This window comes from Nocardia pseudobrasiliensis NBRC 108224 (assembly GCF_001613105.1).
Classification (GTDB): domain Bacteria; phylum Actinomycetota; class Actinomycetes; order Mycobacteriales; family Mycobacteriaceae; genus Nocardia; species Nocardia pseudobrasiliensis.
In genome coordinates this window covers 158,835-177,754 of the sequence record NZ_BDBS01000018.1, presented here as the reverse complement: position 1 = coordinate 177,754, position 18,920 = coordinate 158,835, and the positions used below count along the sequence as shown (strand labels likewise).

The following is an 18,920-nucleotide window of genomic DNA, read 5'->3' as shown; positions in this document are numbered from 1 at the left end:
TTGAATCGGACTTCACGCCGACTGCCGAGATAAAGGCGGTTCCACGATGTCGGATATGCGCTCCACATTGTCGTCCAGGTGGCAGAGCCCGGGCGATCATCGGTGGGTGGTCGGATTTCTGCTCTCCCATTCCGTCTTCGGTTGGACCAAATTCCTGGTCGGCGTGGGCGGTCTGATGATGCTCGTCAATGCCACGCTGATGGCGATCACACCGGCCGGGGTGCGCGGCGTCGCCGGAACCACGATCAATTTCGTGGCCGCGGTGCTGGGCGGTCTGTGGGCGCTGCGCTGGTGGTTGCTGCCCTGGCCGAGCGAGCGGGAATCGCTGACCTGGATCGCGGTCATCGATGTCGTCGTCACCGCCGACAGCCTGATGGTCTCCGACCGCGTCCTCGGCGCGCTGGGCGTCATCATGCTCGTCGCCACGGGCAGCTATGTGGCGGTATTCCACGGACCGCGCATCCTTGCGCTCAACGTCGGCTGGTCGCTGCTGTCCGCGGTGGTGCTGGCGATCCTGACCGTCCGCGGCGGCGGCCGCTGGCACGGTGACCTCGCCCTGGGCATCGCGCTCGTCGTCGCGAATGTCGCGCTGATCGGCGTGGTCATCCCGACCATGCAGCTCTCGCATATGCTGCTACGCCTGGATACGGTCTCCGATCCCCTGACCAAACTCCTGAACCGCCGCGGCCTGGACGCCGAACTCGCGCAGTATTCGGGCACCTATCGCCCGCGTCGGGGGTATGCGATCACCCTCGATCTGGACCGGTTCAAAACCGTGAACGACACCTTCGGCCATCCGGTCGGCGACGAGGTGCTCAAACGAACCGCCGATCGACTGCGCGCCGCGGCCGACTCCGACGCCCTGATCGCCCGCACCGGCGGTGAGGAATTCGTGGTGGTCAGCTGCATCCGCCACGAATCCGCCGTCGCGGTCGCCGAACGCCTGCGCGCCGCCATCGAGACCATGTCCGGCGTTCCCGTCCCCGTGACGGCGAGTTTCGGGGTGGCGATGTTCGCCTCCCCCGGGCCCCGCGACCGCCGGGTCCGCATGGACACCCTGATGGCCTCCGACGCCGCGATGTACGAGGCGAAACGCTTGGGCGGCAATACGGTTGTGGTCGCCGAATCGACTAGCCGGGTGGGCTGAACACGCATCCGAGACGTTCGCGCAGGGTGTGGCTGTCGCGCAGATCGCGCAGGATGTCGCGATATCCACTGAGCCCGATGACCAGTGGATTGGCGCTGTCGATATCGTGCGCCAATCCGTAAGTGGCGGGATGGGTTTCGGGTACGAAGGTGCCGAACAGGCGATCCCAGGTGATGAGGATGGCCCCGTAGTTCCGGTCGAGATAGTCGGGGTCGCTGCCGTGGTGCACCCGGTGGTGTGAGGGCGTATTGAACACGTAGGAGAACCAACGGGGCAGTCGCCCGACGGTCTCGGTGTGCAGAAAGAACTGATAGGTCAGATCGATCGTGGCCGCGACGCCGATCATCGCCGGGGAGAAGCCGAGCAGAACCAGCGGAATATTGAAGGCCAATTGCCAAGGCGGCGCCCATTTCCGCCGCAGCGCCACCGCGAGATTGAAGTGCCTGCTCGAATGATGCACCTGATGTCCGGCCCACAGCAGCCGGATGCGATGGCTGGCGCGGTGTCGGAGGTAGTAGAGCAGATCGAAGCCGATCACCAGCAGCACCCAACTCCACCACTGCGAGGCGGGCATCCGCAGCGGCGTGAGGACATAGAGCGCCGACAGCCCCCACAGCAGCGGACCGATCTGCGTGACGCCGTGGATGATTCCCGAACCGATGCCCAGCGCGAGGCTGTCGATGGTGTCGACGAGGCCGTATCCCTTGCCGCGCCGATTATTCGGGCCGGGATCGATGAGGCGCACCGCGATCGCCTCGATCGCGACGAACATCAGATAGATCGGCACCGCGCCGACCGCGGCCGTGGTCGAGTGCCGCAGGAATTCGACCAGCATCGCCGCCTCCCTCGAGATGACCCCGCTGGGTATACGGTCAGCGCGCGGCAACCAGTTCGATGATCGTGCGCGAACCCGCCGGAACCGTCGCCGCGATCCGCAGGCCGACCGTCCCTGCCAGCCGGGCCAACTCCTCGGCATCGCGTTCACGGCCGTTGACGTAGCACAGCATTCGCAGATCGCCCTCGGTGTCCTGTTGAGCGCCAATATGATCCACGACGAGCACCTTGCCGGTATCGGCTGCCGCCTCGGCGCAGCGGTGCAGGATCCGGCGGGCGTGGCCGTCGTCCCAGTCGTGCAGCACGCCGGACAGGATGTAACCGCCCGCCCCGGCGGGCAGTGGATCGAAGAAGCTGCCGACTCGGGTCGCGGCGCGGTCGGCGAAATCCGTTGCGGCGAAAGCCTGTTCGGCCCGCCCGATCGGACCCGCGAGGTCGAGCACCGTACCGCGCAGATCAGGGTGGGCGCGGAGGATGGCGATCAGCAGACTGGCATTACCCCCGCCGACATCGACGACCGAACCCAGTGCGCCCCAGGGATATACCGCGGCGACCACGGGCGCGTCCGCCGCCAACCGCGCTCCCATGAGCGCGTCGAACGATTGCGAGCGAACCGGATCGGCGGACAGATCCTCCCAGTACGTCCGACCGAATCGCCGGGGAAAGGCGGGCTCGCCGGTGCGCACGGTGTGCAGCAGTTCGGTGAAACACAGATCGGCGCGACCGATCGCACCGTCGAGATCGAGCCAGGCCCGCACGCCCTCGGGATCGTCCTCGCGCAGGCGCTCGCCGAGATCGGTCAGACCGAACGCGCCCTGCTCGGACCGCGACAGCACCCCGGCCGCAGCGAGATGACCCATCACCCGCCCCAGCGCGTCGGGATTCGCGCCGACCAGTTCGGCCAGCGCCTCGACCGTGCGCGCCCCGGCGGCGATGTGATCGGCCAGCCGCAGCGTCGCGGCCACCCGTACGGCCATCGGCGTCACCAGATCCGCGGCCGCCCACAATCCGCCGCCCCATCCGGTCGCTTCCTCGGCCATAGCTCAATCTAACCCGCCGCACTGGTTACAGTGGGCTGATGAGCAGCGCTGATATGGATCCCGAGCTGATCGAACTCGCGACCAAGGTGTTCGCGGCGGCGCGGTCCGGCGACGCCGAGACCCTGGCCGCCTACCTCGACGCGGGCGTCCCGGCGAATCTCACCAATGAGCGCGGCGACACCCTGCTGATGCTGGCCGCCTATCACGGCCACGCGAACGCGGTCCGGACCCTGCTCGACAAGGGAGCCGATCCGAACCGCGCCAACGACCGCGGCCAAACCCCGCTCGCAGGCGTCGTATTCAAAGGTGAGGACGAGATCGTCGGAATTCTGATCGCCGCGGGCGCCGATCCGGACGCGGGCACCCCTTCGGCCCGCGATTCGGCGACGATGTTCGGCAAATCGGAATTGCTGACGCGTTTCCGATGAACCGGCCGGGGACGCCGAAACGGCCCCGACCGGCTTGTACTACACCGGCGCCTGCGAACTGAGAATTCCCACAACCAAAGCCGCGGCCGTGGCGATGATGCCGATACCGAGGCCGATCTCTGCCCACCGTCGTCGGGCAATCTCCGACAACTTCATCCGACGCTCCTCCTGTATGCCTGTACGGGCCGGAACTACAGCGGTGGAACGAACCGCGAGCACCCTATCTCGGCATACGGGACAATCAGCGCAGGCGCGCGATCACCTTCGCGAAGGTGTGCATATCGACGCTGGGAAGCGTGAAATAGGTGATGCCGTATTCCTCGCGCAATCGGCGCAGGGAATCGGCAATGGCCTCCTCGGAGCCGTGCAGAACGCTCGGCAGCGTACGCAATTGCTCATCGGAGTAATTCGGATAGAACTTGCGGGGGAAGCTCAGATCGGGCTCGCCCGAACCGGCGAGCTGGACCGACAGAATCATCAGATTGAGTTCCAGATCCGGGAACCGATCCCCCGCCGTGCGTCGGATGAATTCCACGCGTTCGGGCAGCGAGCCGCGCACGGTGGAATCGTCGCCGGGCTCGATTCCGGCCAGCCCGACGATATCGGCGTGCCGGGCCGCGACGGTCAGCAGCCGATCGCCCTTGCCCGCTATCGCGATCGGCAGATCGGGGCGCGCGGGGCGGGGGCGGTGATCCGGATCGCCGAGCAGTCGGCGCACCTCCACGATCGTCTTCTCGAGATGCGAGATCCGTTGCCCGGCAGTGGGAAACGGCATATCCAACGCCTCGAACTCCGATGGTTCGTAGCCCGCTCCCAGACCCAGCTCGAAGCGACCATCGGTGAGCTGATCGACCGCCGCGACATCACGCGCCAGCAGGGCGGGACGGGTGAACGCGGTATTGAGAACGAAGGTGCCCAGCCGCACCCGCCGGGTCACCTCGGCGGCCGACATCAGCGCGGGAAACGGCGCGACCATACCCAGATGATCGGGCACGAGGAAGGTGTCGTAACCCAGATCCTCCACCTCGCGCACCGACCGCTGCCACTGGGTTCTGGTGTCCGAGATACGGACGCTCACACCGAAACGGAAGTCCCGCACGGCATCTCCCTTCATCGCCGTTGATTCGGCTTCCAGCTTTCCCGAACGGAACCGTCGGCGCATCCGGATTTCAATCGAGCGCGATCGCGTCCAATCGGGTGCGCAGGAAATCCGCCGAGATCACCGGCGGCAGGCCCGCGATCCGCCCGATCGGCGGTTCGAGCGGCGTCACCAGGGCGTCGTGGTCGAGTTCGTAGAAGTAGATGAGCGAGACCAGATCCTCCTCCGGCGCCCGCGTCTGCGGCGGCAGTACGCGGTGGCGACCCGACGGCCAGCGCTCGCCGCTCCAATGTGCCAGCAGGTCACCGATATTCACCGTCAGCGCCTCGGGATCGTAGGGGGCGTCGGCCCATCCGCCCTGCTCGGTGTAGACCTGCAGCCCGCCCGCGCCGGGTTCGCGGTCGAGCACGGTGACCGTGCCGAAATCGGTGTGCGGTCCGATCCGGAACTGGCCCGGTTCGGGCGGACCGACCTGGGTCAGCGGCGGATAGTGGTTGATATTGCAGGTCCAGGTGGGCCGAGTCGCCAAGTGCGCGAAGGGATTCGACTCGAGCCCCAGCGCAGCGGCGAACAGCTCGAGCAGTTCGTCCGACAGCACGCGCACCGCGTCGGTGTAGGCGATCAGCGGCTCGCGCAGTTCGGCGGCCTCCGCGGGCCACACATTGGGCAGGAACCACACATCGTCCACGGCGGCCACGCCGGTGCGGGTGTCGGCTCCGATCGCGAAGGTCTCCTTCAGATCCGGCGGCGTCACCGTCCCCTCGGCGTAGCCGTTGGCCTCGCGCCCCGGCCCGATCCACCCGCGCCCGCCGACGCCCACGGCATACCGCTGCTTGACCGGCTCGGGCAGCGCGAAGAATCGTCGCGCCGCGTCCCGCACGGCCACCGGCAGTTCCGCGGGCACGCCGTGCCCGCGCACCAGCAGAAATCCGGCCCGCCGCAACCCGTCGTCGACCTCGCGGCACACCGCGGCGGCCGCCGCGCCGCCGGCGCGCCATCGGTTCAGATCGATCGTCGCTATCGCGTCCAACGCCCGCTCCTGTCGGTCGAACGAACTACCCCACCACGCCGATGTCCTCGAACCACAGTTCCGGCCGTTCGGCGATGAACTTCTCCATCATCTCCACGCATCGCGGATCGTCGAGCACCGTGATCGAGACGCCGTTCTCGGCCAGCCACTCGTGCCCGCCGTTGAAGGTCCTGGCCTCGCCGACCACGACCGCGCCGATTCCGAACTGGCGGACCAGGCCGCTGCAGTACCAGCAGGGCGAGAGGGTGGTCACCATGATGGTGTCGCGGTAGTCGCGCCGACGGCCCGCATTGCGGAAGGCGTCGGTTTCGGCGTGGATACTCGGATCGTCGTTCTGAACGCGCCGATTGTGCCCGCGCCCCAACAGATTTCCCGCACTGTCGAACAGCGCCGCCCCGATCGGGATACCGCCCTCGGCCAGTCCCGATCGCGCTTCCTCGTACGCGGCCTCCAGCAAGTGTTCGGTAACCATATCGCTCATGCTGCCATCACCCGCGTCCGCGTCGACGCCGGGGCGAAGATCAGATACGCCGCCGCGGCCACGACGAATCCGGCGAAGAAGGTGATGTCACCGAGGCCGGGAATCGCACGCACGGCATAGCCCACGAACCGGGCCTGATTGGAGAACAGCAGGACCGAACCGACCAGCCCCGCGACAAAGGCCGCGACGCCGACGAGGTTGCGATGGGCACGGTCGTAGAGCAGATCGTCGATGCGCCGCCCACGCCGCAGCCATTGATCGGCGAACATCACACCCAGCCACGGCCCGATCCAGTACGCGACGATCAGCAGAAACGCCTCGTACCCGGCCGCCGCGTCCGCCAGCGCCCACCACGCGACGAGGAATCCGATCACCCCGAACACCGCCGAGACCAGGGCCCGCTGCGTGGCCGTCGGCAGCCGGATCCCCATCGTCACGAACGCCATCGCGCCGGAATACACATTCAGCGCATTGGCCGCGATCGCGCCGAGCACGATCGCCAGCAGCGTCAGCTTCGCCAGCGCCGCAGGCAGATTCGCGGTGAAGATATCGGTCGGACTGCCCGTCGCCGAACCGGCGATCGTGGTCGACGCCGCGCCCACAACCTCGAGCCAGACGCACGAGACGAACAATCCGGCCGCCGCCCAGCCCCCGGTCGCCACCCGCGAGATCGAGGTGGGCAGATAGCGCGAATAGTCCGCGGCGTAGGGATTCCACCCGGCCGCGTATCCGAACGCCGCGCCCACGGTCAGCAGGAAACCGCCGATCCCGCCCGCACCGGTCGCGGGCGCATCCACATGTGAGTGGGCGAAGATCACCACGGTCACGATCGCGAAAACCACTGCCAGCACCGGGAATACGAGCCGCTCGAACGCCTGCACCAGATTGTGCCCGAAGAAGGCGAAGGCCGTCTGCGCGACCACGACGATCGCCAGCGCGGGCAGTTTCGCCGATCCGGTCAGCGAGGCGAGCGCGAACGCCCCGCTGACGCTGTTGGTGGCGAACCATCCCACCCCGCACATGACGGCCATGAATCCGGCGGGCAGCGCGTTGCCGCGATAGCCGAAACCCGTGCGTCCCAACACCATCTGCGGTACGCCGTAGCGCGGCCCGCGCGCCGACAGCACACCGTGCGAGACCGCCCCCAGCGCGGTGCCCAGCGCGACGCCCAGGACCGCCTGGCCGAACGACAGCCCGAACGCCGTCACCGCGAGCACACCGACGAAAATCGTCGCGAACTCCAGGTTCGGCGACATCCAGATCCAGAACAGACTCCGGGGCGCACCGTGCCGCGCGTCGTCGGGAATCCTCTCGCTACCACCGGGTTCCACCGCCAGCACCCGGTCACCGTAGGCCGTCATCGTTCGTGTGTCTCCTCGAGCACCGTGCGCCCGAGCAGCAGATACCGTTGCGGGTCACGGCGTTTCAAATATTGCGCGTACCCGATACCGGTCAGCGCCACCGCGGCCACCAGCCACGGGGTCGCCCTCAGCAGCAGCGAATCGGCCTCGCTGCCCGCGGCGTTGCTCATATTGACGATGAGCAACGCCACCACTCCGAGCATCGCCAACCCGCCGAAAAGCGGCGCGACCAGCGTCTTGAACCAGTGCCGGGTCTCCGGATGATGGGTGCGGAAGTACGCCAGCACCGCGAACGAACAGACCGCCTGCACGATCAGGATCGCCATCGTACCCAGAATCGCCAGCAGCGTGTAGATCCCGGTGTAGGGATCCTTGCCCGCCAACCCCATGACCGCCACGATCAGCGCCGCGACCACGGTCTGCACCAGCCCGGCGATATGCGGCGAACCGTGCTTGGCGTGGGTGCGCCCGACCGTGCGCCGCAGCACCGGCAGCACACCCTCACGGCCGAGTGCGTACAGATAACGTGCCGCGCAGTTGTGAAAGGCCATACCGCAGGCCAGTGAACCGGTGATCATCAGCCACTGCATGACGTTCACGGCCCAGTGCCCGACGTAGCGAGTGGTCGGGGCGAAGAACACGTCCATCGGCCGATCCGACGCCGCCAGTCCCAGCGCCGCGTCCACCCCGCTGCCCGACATCGCCATCCACGACACGAACACGTAGAACACGCCCACTCCGAGCACCGCGATCATGGTGGCGCGCGGGATGATTCGCTTCGGATCGCGCGACTCCTCGCCGTACATCGCCGTCGACTCGAATCCCACCCACGACCAGAACGCGAAGAACAAGCCCAAACCCGCCGAGGCGCCGTGGAATACGTTCACCGGGTTCAGCGGCGCGAGCGAAAACCCTTCCGGCCCACCGCCGTGCAATGCCACCGACACCGCCAGCACGGCCAGCACTGTGACCTCGGTCGCCAGCAACGCCACCAGCAGCTTCTCCGCCAGCGCCACCCCGAACCAGGTGCCCACGGCATTGATCGCCAGCATCACGATCGCGAACACCCACCACGGAATGTGCACGCCGACCTGATCGGTGAAGGTATTGGTCGCGAAACTGGCGAAGATACCGACGATCGATGGCTCGAACACCATGTACGCGAACGCCGCGAGCAGCCCGGCCGCCAGTCCGACGGTGCGGCCCAGCCCGTAGGAGATGAATCCGTAGAACGCGCCGGTGGCGGTGATGTGTTTGGACATCGTGGTGAACCCGACCGAGAACACCGCCAGCACCACCATCGCGACGAGAAACGCCGCGGGCGTGCCGATTCCGCTGCCCGAGGCCATCATGAACGGCACATTGCCGGTCATCGCCGTAATCGGCGCCGCGGTCGCGATCGCCATGAACACCACGCCCAGCAGGCCGATGGCATTGGGTTTGAGCCGGTGGATCCGGGACGAATCCCCGGTGACCGAGGCGGCGACCGTACTGGTGTCCATAACGCAACTCCTCATCCTGGTCGAATGACCTAGGGGTGAATTGTCGGGAATCGACTGTTGCGAGCAGATGAAACGGCGTTACCGGCGCGAACAAAGGTTGTGAGGTGCGACACAAATGTGACGATACGACCGGGAATCGGTGGCCCGGATTACATTTCGTCGGGCGTGGCCGCGAGGTCGCGAATGAGCAACGCGGTGTGCAGGGATGTCCGCACCTCGCCGTCGTCGAGGTCGACATCGAGAATGCGTTCGATGCGGGCCAGCCGGTCGTAGAGGGTGGGACGGCTGACATTCATCCGGCGGGCCAGTTCGGTCTTGTTGCCCGCGACGTCGAGGAATGCCCGCAGCGTGGTGGCGAGATCACCGCGATGGCGGATGTCGTGGCGCAGCAGCGCGCTCAATTCGGTCTCGGCGAAGCGCTGGACGCCGGGTTCGTTGCGGATCAGCGACAGCAGCCCGCGCAGGCGCACATCGCCGCTGCGATAGAACGGCCGCGGCTGCACCGAATTCAGCGACAGCGCCACCTCGGCCACATGTCCGGCGTGGGTCAGCTCGCGCGCGGTGTCGAGCAGCGATTCCGAATCCGCGCCCACGCCGATCGCCACCCGCGCGACCCCGTCGACCCGGCGCACCTCAGCGGCTATCGCCGCGCAGATCGCGCCCAGTCGCTCGTCGAGATCCCCGCCGCGTCCGACCGCGAGCACCAGGGTGACGCGCTGCTGATCGGCCGCACTCAATGCCGTCGCCTTGGCCAGGGCCACCCCGTGTCCGACCGCGTCGAGTAGGGCCGCGCCGCGCCGCTGCCGGGCGACCGGATCGGTTTCCGGCGGCGCCGAGATGTGCACGGCCACCGGCACATAGCGCGCCCGCCGCGCCAGGCCCAGGGCCGCCGCGCGGGCCACGGCGTCCTGTTCGTCGGCGAGGCGGCCGCTGACCATATCCTCGACGAGTCCGGTCTGCGCCTGCCGGTGCAGGCCGAAGCGGTCGCGTTCGATCATGCGGTGCAGGGTCAGCGTCTGCGCGGCCCGCTCGAGCACCATGCGGGCGCGGGAGGTGGGAATTCGGCTGGAGCGCAAGATGAGTCGGCCCCAACGCTCGGTATGCGGCCCGACCGGGACGATGTTCTGATCCTCGGCCAGCAGACGCGAGGTCTGCTCCCAGTTGTCCAGCAGTTCCGCCGTCGAGGTGTGCCGGGCGGCGAGGGTGAGTACGCGATGGGCCAGATCCTCCAGGATCACCGACGAATCCAGCAGATTCGCGGCGGTTTTCACGATCTCGGCCAGTGAGGCCCGGCGCACGCTCAGCGCGGTGAAGGTCTCGTGCACCGACTGCGCGAATTCGAGTTCGGCGTACTGGTCGGCCACGATCACCCGATGCACAGCCTCGGTGACCTCCACGAACCGGGTGACTCGGCGCAGCGCCACCACCGGCAGGCCCAGTCGATCGGCCGCGGCGGCGATCTGTGGCCCCAATTCCGTTACATAGCTGCCGATTTCGACGGCCAGTCCCGAAACGCCAGCCGCCGAAAGCGATTCCAGATAAGCCACACTCGCCCGGGTGCCGTGCGCCAGCGGTTGTCCGGTGGTGAGAATGAGCTCGCGCCCGGCCAGCAGCGCCGCCACATCGGAGACCTCGCCGACATGCACCCACCGCACCGGCCGTGACAGGCCCTGCGCGCCGCCGACCACGTCGGGCTCGCCCGCGCGGACGGCAGGCATGGCGAGGACGTCGGCGACGGTCGGCAGCATCGACAAATCGTAATACGAATCGCCGGATTGTCGACGTTTTGTCGCGCCGACCGGGTGCTGACCTAAGGGATAGTTTTCGCAGGGCCGGGGTGAGGTCCTGCCATGAAGTCCCGCTGACCGGATCGAGGAGAACCCCATGCAGACCATCGCGCACTGGGTGGACGGCAAACCGTTCACCGGCACCAGCGAGGCCACGCTGCCGGTGACCAATCCCGCGACGGGTGTGGTCAGCGGGCAGGTCGCGTTGGCGACCGCCGCCGACGTCCGGGTCGCGGTCGAGGCGGCCGCCGCCGCCTTCCCGGCCTGGCGCGATACCTCGCTGACTCGGCGCACCCAGATCCTGTTCCGCTTCCGCGAGCTGCTCAACGAGCGCAAGGAGGACCTCGCGGCCCTGATCACCGCCGAGCACGGCAAGGTGCTCGCCGATGCGATCGGCGAGGTCACCCGCGGCCTGGAGGTCATCGAATTCGCCTGCGGCATACCGCATCTGCTCAAGGGCGGCTTCACCGAGAACGCCTCGACCAAGGTCGACATCTTCGCCATCCGCCAACCGCTGGGCCCGGTGGCGGTGATCTCGCCGTTCAACTTCCCGGCCATGGTGCCGATGTGGTTCTTCCCGCTCGCGATCGCCTCCGGGAACACCGTGGTGCTCAAACCGAGCGAGAAGGATCCGTCGGCGTCGCTGTGGCTGGCGCGGTTGTGGGCCGAGGCCGGACTGCCCGACGGGGTGTTCAACGTGGTCCAGGGCGATAAGGTCGCCGTCGACGAACTGCTGGACAACCCGGGGATCAAGGCGGTGTCGTTCGTGGGTTCGACCCCGATCGCCCGCTACGTCTACCAGCGCGGCACCGCCGCGGGCAAGCGTGTCCAGGCGCTCGGCGGCGCGAAGAACCATATGGTGGTGCTGCCCGACGCCGATCTGGACCTGGCGGCCGACGCCGCGGTCAACGCCGGATTCGGCTCGGCGGGCGAGCGCTGCATGGCCATCAGCGTGGTGGTCGCCGTGGGCGAGGTCGCCGACGAGCTGGTCTCACGAATAACTCAGCGTGCCAACACCATTCGCACCGGCGATGGCACCCGCGGTACCGATATGGGGCCGCTGGTGACCCGCCAGCACCGCGATCGGGTCGCCGATTACATCGCCGCGGGCGAATCCGAGGGCGCCGCGGTGGTTCTCGACGGCCGCGAGGTACAGGCCGACGGCGAGGCGGACGGCTTCTGGCTGGGCCCGACGATTCTCGATCACGTCCGCCCGGAGATGAGCGTCTACACCGACGAGATCTTCGGCCCCGTTCTGTCGGTGGTGCGCACCGAAACCTATGACGAGGCACTGGCTTTGATCAACGCCAACCCCTACGGTAACGGCACCGCCATCTTCACCAACGACGGCGGCGCGGCCCGACGCTTCCACACCGAGGTCGAGGTCGGCATGGTCGGTATCAATGTGCCGATCCCGGTGCCCATGGCCTACTACAGCTTCGGCGGCTGGAAGGCCTCGCTGTTCGGCGACTCCCACGCCCACGGCATGGACGGCGTGCAGTTCTTCACCCGGACCAAGGCCGTGACCACCCGCTGGCTCGATCCCAGCCACGGCGGGCTGAATCTCGGCTTCCCGCAGAACAACTGACGTCAGGAGGACGCGATGACGCTTCCCAACGGACTTACCGTCGAGGCGGCGCGCGCGGAGGCCGAGCACGCCTACGATCTGGATCGACGGCATGTGTTCCACTCCTGGTCGGCGCAGAAGCAGTTGCGGCCCATGACGATCACCGCGGCACAGGGCAGCTACGTCTGGGACGGCGAGGGTCGGAGGCTGCTGGATTTCTCCTCCCAGATGGTCAATACCAATATCGGCCATCAGCATCCGAAAGTCGTTGCGGCCGTGCAGGAGCAGGCGGCCAAACTGTGCACGATCGCGCCCCAGCACGTGAACGCGGCACGATCGGAGGCCGCGCGGCTGATCGCCGAGCGGACCCCGGGCGAGCTGGATCGGATCTTCTTCACCAACGGCGGCGCCGACGCGGTCGAACACGCGGTGCGGATGGCCCGGCTGCACACCGGGCGGCCGAAGGTGTTGTCGCGCTATCGCTCCTATCACGGCGGCACCGAGACGGCGATCAATCTGACCGGCGATCCGCGCCGCTGGCCCAATGATCGCGGCGCGTCCGGAGTGGTGCATTTCTTCGGACCGTTCCTGTATCGCTCGAAGTTCTACTCCGGCAACGAAACCGAGGAATCCGAGCGGGCGCTGGCTCATCTGGCGGACGTGATCGCCTTCGAGGGGCCGCAGACCATCGCGGCGATCGTACTGGAGTCGGTGCCGGGTACGGCCGGAATCATGGTGCCGCCGCCGGGATATCTGGCCGGGGTGCGCGAGCTGTGCGATCGGCACGGCATCGTCTTCATCGCCGACGAGGTGATGTCGGGGTTCGGGCGGACCGGGAAATGGTTCGCGATCGACCATTTCGATGTCGCCCCGGACCTGCTGACCTTCGCCAAGGGCGTGAATTCCGGCTACGTCCCGCTCGGCGGCGTCGCGATCGGCCCCCGTATCGCCGAAACCTTCGACGAGCGGGCCTATCCCGGCGGGCTGACCTATTCGGGACATCCGCTGGCGACGGCGGCCGCGGTCGCGACGATCACCGCGATGGCCGAGGAGGGCATCGTCGACAATGCCGCCGAGGTCGGGGCGCGGGTGCTGGGACCGAGCCTGCGGGAGCTGGCCGAGCGGCATCCGAGTATCGGCGAGGTCCGAGGCCTGGGCGTGTTCTGGGCGCTGGAACTCGTGCGCGACCGGGCGACCCGTGAACCGTTGGCGCCCTACGGCGGGACGAGTCCGGCGATGGCCGAGGTCGTCGCCGCGTGCCGCGACGCCGGGCTGCTGGTGTTCGTGAATTTCAATCGGCTGCATGTGGTGCCGCCGTGCACGGTCACCGATTCCGAGGCCAAGGAGGGGTTGAACATCCTCGACGAGGCCCTCGCGGTCGCGGATCGTTACACCGTGTGAGAGCGCTCGCGCGCGGTACCGTGAGGCATGTCGTTCCAGCCTCAGCGGTGGTCGCCGCCGTCGGCCACGCCGCGCGCCCGCGAAACCCACAGCACGCCCCCGATGCCCGCGCCGCGGCTGCTGCCGCTGCCGGGTGTCGGGCCCGAGGATGTGGTGGTGGCGGCGGACGGCAGAGTGATCGCCGGGGTCGCCGAGGGTCCGGTGTTCGCGGTCGATCCGGTCGACGGCAAGGTCGACAAGATCACCGACACCGGCGGACGGCCGCTGGGTCTGCATGCCAATCCCGATGGCTCACTGCTGATCTGCGATTTCGAGCGGGGGCTGCTGCGGTTGGACAAGCCGCACGGCACGCTGGAGGTGCTGGTCGACGAGATCGACGGGCAGCGACTCTCGTTCGCCAGCAATGTCGTCGAGGATGTCGATGGCACGATCTATTTCTCGGCGTCCACCTCGCGCTACTCCCTCGATGAATACGTGGGCGACATCCTCGAGGGGTCGCGGACCGGCCGGCTGTTCCGTCGCACGCCGGACGGCACGGTCGAAACGCTTTTGGACGGGCTGAAATTCGCCAATGGCGTGGTTCTCGCGCCCGATCGCTCGTGTGTGCTCGTCGCCGAGACCGCGGGCTATCGCGTGACTCGCTGCTGGCTCACCGGGCCGAAGGCCGGTACCTCGGATCATCTGGTGGAGAACCTGCCCGGCTTTCCCGACAATATGGGCCTCGGCTCGGACGGGCTCGTCTGGGTCACGTTGGCCACGCCGCGTAATCCCCTGCTGGACAGGCTACTTCCGCTGCCCGGCATTCTGCGCCGGTTGGTGTGGGCGATTCCGCAATCGCTGCAACCCAAACCGGATAAGACGGCGTGGGTGCAGGCGTACGACTTCGAGGGGGTCCTCGTGCACGATCTACAGCGCGAGGGGGACGACTACGCCATGGTCACCGGCGTCGCCGAACAGGACGGCACGGTATATCTGGGCAGTCTGATCGAGCGCTCGATCGGGGTCATCGCGCGGCCGGAGTGAGCAGTCGCGCCCACACCGTATCGGCGCGGGCGGCCAGGGCCAGGGTTTCGCGCGGCGGATCGGGTTCGACCGGGAGCCAGACCAATTCGGCGTCCTCGCCGATGAGTGCGCGGGGGCGCAGGGCGATCAGGTCCGGATTGGTGAGCAGCGCGTGGCGGAACAGGGTGTGACCCGCGTGGTCGTCGATCACGATCGTCGGGTTCCAACCGTTGGCGCGCAGGCGCTCGAGGACAGCGCCCGCGTAGCCGGACGCGCGGGCGGCGGAGAACCACAGCAGTCGCATATCCGACAGGTCGGTCCAGGTCAGGCTCGGGCGTTCGGCCAGTGCGCCGCGCCGGTCGCAGACGATACCGAGCGGTTCGTCGCCGACTATGCGCAGGATCAGTCCGGTGTCATCGATCGGCGGGCGCAGGACGCCGAAATCCAGTCGGCCCGTGCGCAACAGCTCGGTCTGCCGATCCGAATCGACCGGCTCGTAACTGATGTCGAGCGCGCGCCCGCCGCCGATCATTTCGTCCACCCGGCCGAGTACGGTCCCCGGCACCCCGCGGCACAATCCGATCCGCGTCGGCAGCGACTGCTCCCGCGCCTGCGCGAGTCCGGCCCGTAGTTCGTCGACGGCGCGATTGACACTGTCGAGCAGAATTCGCCCCGACGGCGTGAGCCGCATCCCCTGCGGACCGCGATCGAACAGCCGCGCGCCCACCCGCCTTTCGATCGCCGCCAGCTGCTGACTCAAACTCGGCTGCGCGATCCGCAATCGCCGCGCGGCCTCGGTGATACTGCCCGTCTCGGCAATCGCGGAGAAATAGCGCAGATGCCGGAGGTCAATCTCCGGAAACCGGTCCATAACTCCCCTCCACAAGCCGCTATAGGCCCCACCCTATGCCACCCCCGAAAACCCATCTTGGCCCAACCCCACTCCCCCACCCTTCAATGAACTCATGCACCTGATCCTGCTGACCTACAAGGCCCCTGTGGAAACCATCGACGCCTTGAAGCAATCCCACTACACCAATCCGCGGGGCCTGTTCGCCAAGGGCATGGTCCACCTGGCAGGCCCACTGATCCCCCGAACCGGCGGCCTGATAATCGCCGAAGGCCCCCGCCCGGAAATCGAATCCGCCCTGGCCTCAGACCCTTTCATCCACACCCACGCCGCCGAAGCCCAACTGATCGAATTCCTCCCCACCTGGCGGCCAACCCCCACCACTCGCTGACGCTCGCGGCGGGGGAACAAGGGAAAGCCGCGCCTCGCGAAAGAGACAATCTCGAATCGAAGACCAGCCCACCCCACGCCCGTCTCCTCCCACCCGGCCCGCCGCGCCGGCACCAACCCCACTCGGCCCGCCGCGCCGGCACCAACCCCACTCGGTCCGCCGCGCCACCATTTCCCCACCCGGGCCGCGCAGCGGGCCGGGCGGGGCGAAACTCAAGCCTGCTGGGACTCTTCCTGCGCGTGCTGCGCCTGAGCCAATTGCTCGGGCGTATAGCTCAATGTCAGCACGACCAGCCCCACGATCACCACGGCCACCGCGCATACGAACAGCACCAGCGTGTATCCGCTGCTCAAAGCCGCTATCTGGGTTTCGGTCATATCGGCTGCCTTGCCGTTGGTGCCGCCTCGGGACAGGGTGCGGGAGAGGGCGACCGGGCTCAGGAGGCCGATGGCTACCGGGCCGCCGAGGTTGAAGGCCATCTGGCCGATCGCGGTGAGGGGGCCGATGTTGTTGACGGGGACGCCGACCAGCAGGCACAAGGGGACGACCACCATGGCGATGCCGACGCCGAAACCGATGACCGGCAACAGGATCAGCAGGGTGGGGACGTAGGAGACGTTCTGGTCGAGGGTGGAGCCGAAGAACAGTCCGACGGCCAGAACCACGGCCGAACCGCTCAGCAGCCAGCGCGGACGAACCAACTGCGCCAGCTTCGAGGAGGCCGCGCCGCCCACACCCACACCCAGCGTGAACGGAATCGCCGCCGCCCCGGCCATCAGCGGGCTGTAGCCGAGCACATTCTGCAAGAACTGCGCCACATAGAACGTCATCGCGCCCATCACGCCGCCGACCAGCACACACGCCGCGAAGGTCACCACCCGATCGCGCCGATCGAACAGCGACCACGGCAGCAGCGGATTGTCGACATGCCGTTCGGCGAAGACGAACACCGCCAACAGCACCACACCCGCGGCCATCGCGCCGAGGATGATCGGATTCGTCCACCCCATCTCGGGCCCCTCGGTCGCGCCGAACACGATCGCCACACAACCGAGCGTGCCCAGAATCGCCCCGCGCACGTCCAACGTCAGCCGCACATGCTCGGTATCGCGCAACCGATAGATCGCCCCGAGCACGATCAACGCGCCGATCGGCACATTGATCCAGAAGATCAACCGCCAATCCAACTGCGTCAACGCCCCACCGACAATGAGCCCGCCCACCGAACCGACGGCCATCATCGACCCGAAGATCGCCACCGCCTGATTGCGCGCCGGACCCGGCGCGAAGGTACTGACCACCAACGCCATCGCCGTCGGGGCCGCCACCGCCGCCCCGGCGCCCTGAATCGCGCGCGCCGCCAACAGCATCCAGTCGGTCTGCGCCGAACCGCACAGCGCCGAGGCCACCGTGAACAGCGCGACCCCGAGGATCAACATCCGCTTGCGTCCGAAGACATCCCCGAGCCGTCCACCGAGCAGCATCAGTCCCGCGAACGGCAGGCCGTAGGCCGTCACCGTCCACGCGCTGGCCGCATTGGACAGATGCAGATGTTCCTGCAGCCGCGGTATCGCGAAGATGACGACCGTGCCGTCCAGCACGACCATCAGATTGAGCCCGCTGAGCACCAGAATCGGCAACCCGAAGGCCCGCTTGGTCACCTGATGATGCGTCGTCGCAGCGGGGTTATCGAGCACAGTGACTCACTGTATCGGATATCCGCGATCACCCCGGACGACGCGGGACCGGGACGATTACGCGCTGCCCGCGGTGAACGCCGCGGTGGGTCCGATCACGATGATCGCGGGCGGCCGGATCGCCTCGGCGCGAACGCGTTCGGCGACGGTCGCCAGCTCCGCGCGCACCACCCGCTGACCGCGCAGGCTGCCCTCCTGAATCACGATCACCGGCGTATCCGCGGCCCGCCCACCGCTCATCAGCGCCGCCGCGAACTGCTCGATCCGTTCCACCGCCATCAGCAGCACGATCGTTCCACGCAGCCGGGCCAGCGCCGCCCAGTCGACCAGCGAATCCGGATGATCGGGTGCCACATGCCCACTGACCACCACGAATTCATGGGTCACCCCGCGATGGGTCACCGGAATACCGGCCAGCGCGGGTACCGAGATCGCACTGGTCACCCCGGGCACCACGGTCACCGGCACCCCGGCCTCGACACACGCCTCGAGCTCCTCGAACCCGCGCCCGAACACATAGGGATCCCCGCCCTTGAGCCGAACCACGAACTTCCCGGCCTTGGCCCCCTCGACGAGCGCGTTGTTGATCGCCTCCTGCGCCATCGCCCGCCCGTACGGAATCTTGGCCGCATCGATCACCTCGACCTCGGGCGAGAGTTCGGCCAGCAGTTCCGGCGGCGCGAGCCGGTCGGCGACAACCAGATTCGCCCGTGCGAGCAGTCGCCGCCCGCGCACGGTGATCAGATCCGGATCGCCCGGCCCGCCACCGATCAGCGCCACCCCGGCCGCCATCGGCTCGGCATCCTCGGCGACCACCCCGGACTGCAGCGCCTCCAGCAGTGCGGTGCGCACCGCCGCCGACCGCCGATGCCGTCCGCTCGCGAGCACTCCGAGGCTCAACCCCTCATAGCGCGCGGTCGCGGGCGTGACGGCCGTACCCAGCCGGGCGTTGTCGGCCCGCACGCAGAAGATCCGCCGCCGCGTGGCCTCCTCGACCACGGCCGCATTGGTCTCCGGCTCGTTCGTGCAAGCTATCGCGTACCAGGCCCCGTCGAGATCACCGTCGAGGTAATCGCGCAGCTCGACGGTAATCTGCCCGGCCGTGGCCATACCCTCGACGGCCGGAGTCACCGCGCGGCTGACGAGGTGAACCCGCGCGCCGGAGGCGATCAGCAGGCCGAGGCGGCGTTGCGCGACGGTACCGCCGCCGATCACGACGACTCGACGGCCCGCGAGATCGAGCCCGACCAAGTAGTTCGGGTCACCGGCATGCTGGTCATCTGGGTTGTTCGGCACAAGGTGC

17 protein-coding genes are annotated in these 18,920 nt (G+C 67.7%); 6 read left to right on the top strand and 11 right to left on the bottom strand.

Annotated elements, in window-relative coordinates:
- Positions 1-55 precede the first annotated feature (55 nt).
- Positions 56-1,147 carry a GGDEF domain-containing protein gene (locus NP4_RS16355; protein ID WP_245998065.1) on the top strand — a complete coding sequence of 364 codons (1,092 nt, stop codon included), beginning with the start codon at positions 56-58 and terminating at the stop codon, positions 1,145-1,147.
- On the opposite strand, the gene NP4_RS16350 is transcribed toward NP4_RS16355, so the two are convergent.
- Positions 1,131-1,982: a sterol desaturase family protein gene (locus NP4_RS16350; protein WP_114755733.1), complete on the bottom strand. Its 852-nt coding sequence runs from the start codon at positions 1,980-1,982 to the stop codon at positions 1,131-1,133. The genes NP4_RS16355 and NP4_RS16350 overlap by 17 nt on opposite strands.
- A 37-nt stretch (positions 1,983-2,019) precedes the next feature.
- Positions 2,020-3,021, bottom strand: a complete 1,002-nt coding sequence (locus NP4_RS16345; protein WP_067998543.1) for a methyltransferase — start codon at positions 3,019-3,021, stop codon at positions 2,020-2,022.
- A 38-nt stretch (positions 3,022-3,059) separates the two neighbouring features.
- On the opposite strand from NP4_RS16345, the gene NP4_RS16340 reads away from it, so the two are divergent.
- Positions 3,060-3,449 carry an ankyrin repeat domain-containing protein gene (locus NP4_RS16340; RefSeq protein ID WP_067998541.1) on the top strand — a complete coding sequence of 130 codons (390 nt, stop codon included), beginning with the start codon at positions 3,060-3,062 and terminating at the stop codon, positions 3,447-3,449.
- A gap of 241 nt (positions 3,450-3,690) precedes the next feature.
- On the opposite strand, the gene NP4_RS16335 is transcribed toward NP4_RS16340, so the two are convergent.
- From NP4_RS16335 to NP4_RS16310, 6 genes are all read right to left on the bottom strand, one after another.
- A complete protein-coding gene (locus NP4_RS16335; protein ID WP_255285516.1) occupies positions 3,691-4,527 on the bottom strand; it encodes a TIGR03621 family F420-dependent LLM class oxidoreductase in 837 nt (278 codons plus the stop codon).
- A gap of 91 nt (positions 4,528-4,618) precedes the next feature.
- Positions 4,619-5,578 (bottom strand): isopenicillin N synthase family dioxygenase, encoded by a 960-nt coding sequence (locus NP4_RS16330; protein ID WP_067998537.1) that lies wholly within the window; start codon positions 5,576-5,578, stop codon positions 4,619-4,621.
- 25 nt (positions 5,579-5,603) lie between these two features.
- Complete coding sequence (locus tag NP4_RS16325; protein WP_062512331.1) at positions 5,604-6,050, bottom strand: nucleoside deaminase; 447 nt, start codon at positions 6,048-6,050, stop codon at positions 5,604-5,606.
- Positions 6,051-6,055: 5 nt separating this feature from the next.
- On the bottom strand, positions 6,056-7,420 hold the full coding sequence (locus tag NP4_RS16320; RefSeq protein WP_067998535.1) for a purine-cytosine permease family protein: 1,365 nt from the start codon (positions 7,418-7,420) through the stop codon (positions 6,056-6,058).
- On the bottom strand, positions 7,417-8,922 hold the full coding sequence (locus NP4_RS16315; RefSeq protein WP_067998533.1) for an APC family permease: 1,506 nt from the start codon (positions 8,920-8,922) through the stop codon (positions 7,417-7,419). The genes NP4_RS16320 and NP4_RS16315 overlap by 4 nt, the downstream gene beginning before the upstream one ends.
- Before the next feature lie 149 nt (positions 8,923-9,071).
- Positions 9,072-10,670 (bottom strand): PucR family transcriptional regulator, encoded by a 1,599-nt coding sequence (locus NP4_RS16310; protein WP_067998530.1) that lies wholly within the window; start codon positions 10,668-10,670, stop codon positions 9,072-9,074.
- A gap of 136 nt (positions 10,671-10,806) precedes the next feature.
- On the opposite strand from NP4_RS16310, the gene NP4_RS16305 reads away from it, so the two are divergent.
- The 3 genes from NP4_RS16305 to NP4_RS16295 are packed head-to-tail and all read left to right on the top strand — an operon-like array spanning position 10,807 to position 14,700.
- The gene (locus NP4_RS16305) at positions 10,807-12,297 is read left to right on the top strand and encodes a CoA-acylating methylmalonate-semialdehyde dehydrogenase (protein ID WP_067998528.1); all 1,491 of its coding nucleotides are present in this window, start codon (positions 10,807-10,809) and stop codon (positions 12,295-12,297) included.
- A 15-nt stretch (positions 12,298-12,312) separates the two neighbouring features.
- Positions 12,313-13,677, top strand: a complete 1,365-nt coding sequence (locus tag NP4_RS16300) for an aspartate aminotransferase family protein (protein WP_067998527.1) — start codon at positions 12,313-12,315, stop codon at positions 13,675-13,677.
- A gap of 27 nt (positions 13,678-13,704) precedes the next feature.
- Positions 13,705-14,700, top strand: a complete 996-nt coding sequence (locus NP4_RS16295) for an SMP-30/gluconolactonase/LRE family protein (protein WP_245998070.1) — start codon at positions 13,705-13,707, stop codon at positions 14,698-14,700.
- Here the strand turns inward: NP4_RS16295 and NP4_RS16290 are convergent.
- Positions 14,681-15,550 (bottom strand): LysR family transcriptional regulator, encoded by an 870-nt coding sequence (locus NP4_RS16290; RefSeq protein WP_067998525.1) that lies wholly within the window; start codon positions 15,548-15,550, stop codon positions 14,681-14,683. The two genes, NP4_RS16295 and NP4_RS16290, sit on opposite strands and share 20 nt — an antisense overlap.
- Before the next feature lie 94 nt (positions 15,551-15,644).
- On the opposite strand from NP4_RS16290, the gene NP4_RS16285 reads away from it, so the two are divergent.
- A complete protein-coding gene (locus NP4_RS16285) occupies positions 15,645-15,920 on the top strand; it encodes a YciI family protein (protein ID WP_067998523.1) in 276 nt (91 codons plus the stop codon).
- Between the two features lie 212 nt (positions 15,921-16,132).
- On the opposite strand, the gene NP4_RS16280 is transcribed toward NP4_RS16285, so the two are convergent.
- The gene (locus NP4_RS16280) at positions 16,133-17,617 is read right to left on the bottom strand and encodes an MFS transporter (RefSeq protein ID WP_067998521.1); all 1,485 of its coding nucleotides are present in this window, start codon (positions 17,615-17,617) and stop codon (positions 16,133-16,135) included.
- Positions 17,618-17,674: 57 nt separating this feature from the next.
- Positions 17,675-18,913: a uroporphyrinogen-III C-methyltransferase gene (gene cobA, locus NP4_RS16275; protein WP_067998518.1), complete on the bottom strand. Its 1,239-nt coding sequence runs from the start codon at positions 18,911-18,913 to the stop codon at positions 17,675-17,677.
- Positions 18,914-18,920: the final 7 nt, after the last annotated feature.